The organism is Microcoleus sp. OTE_8_concoct_300, from assembly GCF_031383065.1.
Lineage (GTDB): Bacteria > Cyanobacteriota > Cyanobacteriia > Cyanobacteriales > Microcoleaceae > Microcoleus.
The window spans coordinates 1-5713 of the sequence record NZ_JANMZH010000909.1 but is presented as its reverse complement, the minus strand read 5'-3'; the positions used below and the strand labels follow the sequence as shown (position 1 = coordinate 5713).

The window sequence follows — 5713 nt, the reverse complement described above, 5'->3', positions numbered from 1 at the left end:
GAGATAACTTGGGCTTCATGGATGGGAGCTAGCTTTTCGACAGCTTTTAATTCGACAATCAGGATATCGCCAACCAGAAAGTCTAATTGACCTTCGCCAACTGAATAACCTTTGTAGGTGATTGCTACTGGCTTTTTAGGGTGACAAGCTATCCCCCGCATCCGAAATTCAACTTCTAAGGATTCCTGATACACTGATTCTAAAAATCCTGGCCCCAAAAGCCGATGCACCTCAATAGCCGCCCCAATCGCTCTATAAGCCAACTGTTCTACCTGTTCGCCCAATTGTCTCATTCTTTTTTCTTCTTCCTTCGCGTCCTTCGCGTCTTCGCGGTTCATTCCTTCTTCCCTCCCCATGTGTTGATCGTATAAATAGCATATCCCCTCAAACCTACTAAGCCAATAATCCCGATCGCACCCCAGGCATTCTAAAATCAAAGGTAATTAACCTAGATTTCAACTCGATACGCATGGATACTAAAGCTTTTAAACGATCGCTCCAACAGTCGGAAAACTACCACCGCAAGGGTTTCGGATACGAAGCTGAGGTAGCTGGGGTAATGCAGACGGCTTATCAAAGCAGTCTGATCCAGCAAATTCGCGACAATAATTACAGGCTGGAACGCGGCGCAGTCACGATCCTACTGGCTCAGGCTTTTGGGTTTTGCTGGGGGGTGGAACGCGCTGTAGCTATTGCTTACGAGACTCGCAAGCATTTCCCCTCGGAACGCATTTGGATTACTAATGAGATTATTCATAATCCCTCTGTAAATCAGCATTTGCGCGATATGGAGGTTGGTTTTATTGCTGTTGAAAAGGGGCAGAAAGATTTTTCAGTGGTCGATAGCGGTGATGTGGTAATTTTACCTGCTTTTGGGGCGAGCGTGCAAGAAATGCAGTTGCTTAATGATAAGGGCTGTAAGATTGTTGATACTACTTGTCCTTGGGTTTCTAAGGTTTGGAATACTGTTGAGAAGCACAAGAAGAAAGATTATACTTCGATTATTCACGGTCAGTATAAGCACGAAGAAACTGTGGCGACGAGCTCTTTTGCTGATAAGTATTTGATTGTGCTGAATTTGCAGGAAGCTGAATATGTCACTAATTATATTTTGCACGGGGGCGATAGGGCTGAGTTTCTTGCTAAGTTTAGTAAGGCTTATTCTGCTGGTTTTGACCCGGACTGGGATTTGGAAATGGTGGGGATTGCTAACCAAACTACTATGCTCAAAACTGAGACAGAGAATATTGGCAAGTTGTTTGAAAGGACGATGATGCGGAAGTTCGGACCGGAGAATTTAAACGAGCATTTTCAGAGTTTTAATACAATCTGCGATGCGACTCAGGAACGGCAAGATGCTATGTTGAGTTTGGTTGAGGAAAAGTTGGATTTGATGCTGGTGATTGGGGGTTTTAATTCTTCTAATACTACGCATTTGCAGGAAATTGCGATCGACAAAACTGTTCCTTCTTATCACATTGATTCTGCGGAGCGCATTTTACCGGGAAATCGGATCGAACACAAGCCTTTGGGGGGAGATTTGGTCGTGACTGAAGGTTGGCTACCGGATGGTAAAATTGTGGTGGGCGTGACTTCGGGTGCTTCTACGCCTGATAAGGTTGTTGAAGATGCGATCGATCGAATTTTGGCGATGAAAGCCCCTGTTGTTGTGTAATTATATTGTTTGGGCACTGCACTGGGAATCATAATTTTCTCAGTGTAGTGCTTGCGTGATTCCTCGCTCCTGACATCGCTCTCACCTAAGCCAAGAGAGTATAATTCCGATCTAACCGGATTTGATATTCAACTAATTTCAACCGCTGAATGCTGGACAGTTACTCGATCGCTTGCATTTCTGATACTATTCACCCACTCATCGCTCCTGTCAATTTCTTCCCTGCATCCAACTGATTATTTCTTAAATAAAATATTAAAAATCCGCCTTTTTTTTGGGGTAAAAAGCTTGACGTGGCTGGCTTGATAATGTATTATTTAATAATGGGAATATTACCAAAGATAAAATTTATATCACCACTCCCATTATCTAAAATATATCCCAAAAATCAAGTTAAGTCAATAGGTAAAAACTCTTTTCTTTGCGCCGCGATTTGAAATGGTGAAAGCAGCACGATCGATGCAACAAAACATGGTGAATAAAGCTTTGTTAACCATCCTAGATTGTGGGGCCTGCCTGAATCACGAGAGGTAAGAGAGCGATTTCTTCCATCTCTGACTTAAGGGGGATGCGAGGAGGATCGAGACAAAACTAAACACAAGATAGATCGCACATTTGATCCTTAAATTTATAGGCTTTGGCCACCGGACGGCGGACACCAAAAATTCGCGTAGTCTGAATCCCGCTAAAATAAAGAAAAAAGCAGGACTCGCGTGCCGCTCATTTCATGAAACAATCGCTGACTAGCCAAATTACCGCAGGCATCGGGATGGCCTTGGCCCTGCTAATTTTGAATGCTGCAACTTCCTACTGCAACACTCTTAAGTTAGTCGAAAACGAACGCTGGGTGAGCCACACTCACCAAGTTTTAACCGAACTCGAAGCCACGCTTTCCACCTTAAAAGATGCTGAAACCGGACAGCGCGGTTATTTGCTGACTGGAGAAGAACGGTATTTAGAACCGTATCACAGCGCGATCGCCCGCATCAACGAGCAAGTAGTCGAATTGCAGCAGCTAACCGCTGACAATAATCGCCAGCAACAGCGCATTCGCGACTTGAAAATTGCGATCGACTCTAAATTAGCCGAACTTCAAGAAACCATCAATCTGCGACGCCAACAAAACTTAGAAGCAGCCCTGCGGCCAGTAAAATCTGGTAGGGGAAAGCAAATCATGGGCGACATTCGGCAGCAGATAGCCACCATGACTGCCGAAGAAACTCAGCTATTGCAGCAGCGCGCCCGAGAATCTCAAGCGAGTGCTAATTTGACAATCCTGACTTTTACCGTTACCACTTTAGTAAATTTCCTGTTGATCGTGTTGGTTTACTATTTGGTGAAGCGCGATCGAACTTTGCGCGACAATGCCGAAATCAAGCAAAATCAACTATTAGAACAGCTAGAACACGATCGCCACTCCCTAGAATTAACCAAAGAACGTTTCCGCCGCGCCATTCTCGACGCCCCGCTGCCAATTATGCTGCACGCTGAAAACGGAGAAGTTTTGCAAATTAACTGCGCTTGGACAGAACTCTCAGGCTACCAACACTCAGAAATTCCCACAATAGAAGATTGGACAGAAAAAGCTTACCACAGCCGCAAATCGCTAGTGCAAGCAGAGATCGATCGGCTGCACCAATTAAACGCGCGCATTTCTGAAGGCGAATATATGATTGCCACAGCCAGCGGCCAAACTCGAGTTTGGGACTTTTATTCCGCACCTTTAGGCAAGCTTTCCGACGGCAGAAGTTTAGTAATTAGTACCGCCATTGACGTAACTGCACGCAAACAAGCAGAAGCAGAAATTCGGATGTTCAACGCTACCTTAGAACGGCGAGTAGAACTCCGCACCACTCAACTTCAAGCAGCTAACGAAGAATTAGAAGCTTTCACCTATACCGTCGCCCACGATTTGCGCGCTCCCCTGCGAGGAATGCAGGGATTAGCTGAAGCTTTATTAGAAGATTACCGCGACCTCCTCGACGAGCTCGGTCAAGAATACGCCCAGCAAATTGTTAATTCTGGCCAACAATTAGAAGAATTGATCCAAGATTTGCTAGCTTACAGCCGCCTCAGCCGCGCTGATTTATCGCTGCAAGTTTTAGAGTTAGAATCTGCTGTTGCCGAGGCAATTGCTATGGTACAAGCCGACGCTAAATCCAGGCACGCTCAAATCCGTGTTCAATCGCCCTTGCCTGCGGTAATTGCCCACCGCGTTACTTTAGTTCAAGTAATCGCAAATCTGCTCACCAATGCTATAAAATTTGTGGAAGGCGCACCGCCCCAAGTGCTGATCTGGGCTGAGGAAATAGAGCAGCCTCAAGAGGGAGAGACAGACAGCGAGACAGCAGGAGAATTGGAAAGGGGAACAGTGGGGCAGTGGGAGCATTCCCAGTTACTGATTGCCAGTTGCCTATTGCCAGTCCGCATAATCCGTCTGTGGGTAGAAGACAACGGCATCGGTATTGCTCCAGAACATCAAAAACGCATTTTTCGGGTTTTTGAACGGCTGCACGGTATTGAGTCATACCCCGGAACTGGTATAGGATTAGCTATTGTAAAAAAAGGAGCCGATCGCATGGGCGGTCAAGTAGGCGTGGAATCTCAACTAGGACAAGGCAGTCGATTTTGGATAGAACTGAGGAAGCATGAGGCAAACGCAGACGATTTTACTGGTGGAAGATAACCCCGTTGATGTTTTGTTGATGCAGCGGGCTTTTCGGAATGAGGCTTTTGCTAATACTTCGCTGCAAATTGTCCGAGATGGAGATGCAGCGGTTTTTTATTTAAATGGTGACGGAGAGTACAGCGATCGCGATCGCTATCCTTTACCTGCGATAATTTTACTAGACTTGAAATTGCCCAGGCGATCGGGTCACGAGGTTCTGGTTTGGCTGAAGCAGCACCCGGAACTAAAACGCTTGCCGGTGGTTATGCTTACTTCTTCTAGGCAAACACTTGATGTCAAGCGAGCTTACGATTTAGGGGTAAATTCTTATTTGGTTAAACCGATTGGGTTTGCTTCTTTGTTGGAAATGATGCAGAGTTTTAACGACTATTGGCTCAACTATACCGAACTGCCGGAACCTAGAGAATTTTCGGGTTTGTAGTGGCGGTTTCCCGGTTTTTCTTCCTCGTTTCCCCGTTACCAGACTCTTCCTGGTAAGAAGGAAATTAAGTTTCTAGTCAGGAAGCCCGTCCTTTATCATCTTAAAGGGGCAACCTCCAACATTTTTATTATTAGTGATTGAGCGGCACTCTAGCTAACAGCTAAATTATCAATTGTTAAAGTGGTACACATTCTGGTAATTGACGATAACCCAACGGAGCGGCTGCTCGTCAAACGCGAGTTAGAGCGGCAATTCTCGCAATTGCAAATAACGGAAATTTCCGACGATAAATTATTCCGGAAAGCACTGAATCGAGGCGGATTCCATCTGGTAATTACCGACTACCAACTACGCTGGACGAACGGTTTAGATGTCCTTAGAACTATCAAAGCCAGTTATCCATAATGCCCGACCATAATGTTTACGAATACTGGCAACGAAGAAATTGCTGTAGAGGCGATGAAATCCGGATTGGACGACTACATTATCAAGTCGCCGAAGCACTGTGTCCGCCTTGGCGTTGCGGTTCGCGCAGTGCTCGATCGAGTTGCCGCCTGGAAGTCGCCCTACTGGAAAATCAACTTAATTCTCTGCTACAACGCTTAAATGGATGCAAGTTTTTTTTAAGCCGACAAAAGTTTCAAGTTCATCAAGTTCACATACTTGCGGTATCACAGTAGGATTATAAGCCTCGGGTAGTACCTCTCCAACAAGTTTTACCCATTTGATTATGGTAGTGTGATGCACTCCTTTAACCCTCTCAATAGCTCGTTCATCCCATAGCATTGAGGCGTTGCTGAATCAAGGTATGAATGCCCCAGGAATGGGAATATCGTCAAACTTCAAGTAATGTATTAATAACTTAATAGAATGCTTGAGCATTTCCTCACATTTAGAATAACAAAGAGTCTTACGATGTAGCCGGGCA

General features: G+C 45.3%; 6 protein-coding genes and 1 pseudogene. 5 read left to right on the top strand and 2 right to left on the bottom strand.

What is annotated here, in order from left to right; all coding sequences use genetic code 11:
* The coding region (locus tag ACUVJL_RS39100) for a GxxExxY protein (RefSeq protein ID WP_445250731.1) at positions 1 to 338 on the bottom strand (338 nt) is incomplete at its 3' end.
* A 131-nt stretch (positions 339 to 469) separates the two neighbouring features.
* Here ACUVJL_RS39100 and ACUVJL_RS39095 point away from each other — a divergent pair.
* The 5 genes from ACUVJL_RS39095 (at position 470) to ACUVJL_RS39075 (ending at position 5391) form a co-directional block, all read left to right on the top strand.
* Positions 470 to 1675, top strand: coding sequence for a 4-hydroxy-3-methylbut-2-enyl diphosphate reductase (locus ACUVJL_RS39095; RefSeq protein ID WP_445250730.1), 1206 nt, complete (start codon positions 470 to 472; stop codon positions 1673 to 1675).
* Positions 1676 to 2402: 727 nt separating this feature from the next.
* Complete coding sequence (locus ACUVJL_RS39090) at positions 2403 to 4361, top strand: sensor histidine kinase (RefSeq protein ID WP_445250729.1); 1959 nt, start codon at positions 2403 to 2405, stop codon at positions 4359 to 4361.
* Entirely contained in the window at positions 4324 to 4785 is a 462-nt protein-coding gene (locus ACUVJL_RS39085; protein ID WP_445250728.1) for a response regulator, read from the top strand. Before ACUVJL_RS39090 ends, ACUVJL_RS39085 begins: the two co-directional genes overlap by 38 nt.
* 180 nt (positions 4786 to 4965) lie before the next feature.
* On the top strand, positions 4966 to 5190 hold the full coding sequence (locus tag ACUVJL_RS39080; protein ID WP_445250727.1) for a response regulator: 225 nt from the start codon (positions 4966 to 4968) through the stop codon (positions 5188 to 5190).
* Between the two features lie 12 nt (positions 5191 to 5202).
* Positions 5203 to 5391 (top strand): hypothetical protein, encoded by a 189-nt coding sequence (locus ACUVJL_RS39075; RefSeq protein ID WP_445250726.1) that lies wholly within the window; start codon positions 5203 to 5205, stop codon positions 5389 to 5391.
* Positions 5392 to 5586: 195 nt separating this feature from the next.
* Here the strand turns inward: ACUVJL_RS39075 and ACUVJL_RS39070 are convergent.
* Positions 5587 to 5713, bottom strand: a pseudogene (locus ACUVJL_RS39070) (IS1 family transposase); the annotation flags it as partial.

Coding starts and splice junctions, on each gene's coding strand:
- ACUVJL_RS39095 (WP_445250730.1), top strand. CDS start 470: ATGGATACTAAAGCTTTTAAACGATCGCTCCAACAGTCGGAAAACTAC.
- ACUVJL_RS39090 (WP_445250729.1), top strand. CDS start 2,403: ATGAAACAATCGCTGACTAGCCAAATTACCGCAGGCATCGGGATGGCC.
- ACUVJL_RS39085 (WP_445250728.1), top strand. CDS start 4,324: ATGAGGCAAACGCAGACGATTTTACTGGTGGAAGATAACCCCGTTGAT.
- ACUVJL_RS39075 (WP_445250726.1), top strand. CDS start 5,203: ATGTTTACGAATACTGGCAACGAAGAAATTGCTGTAGAGGCGATGAAA.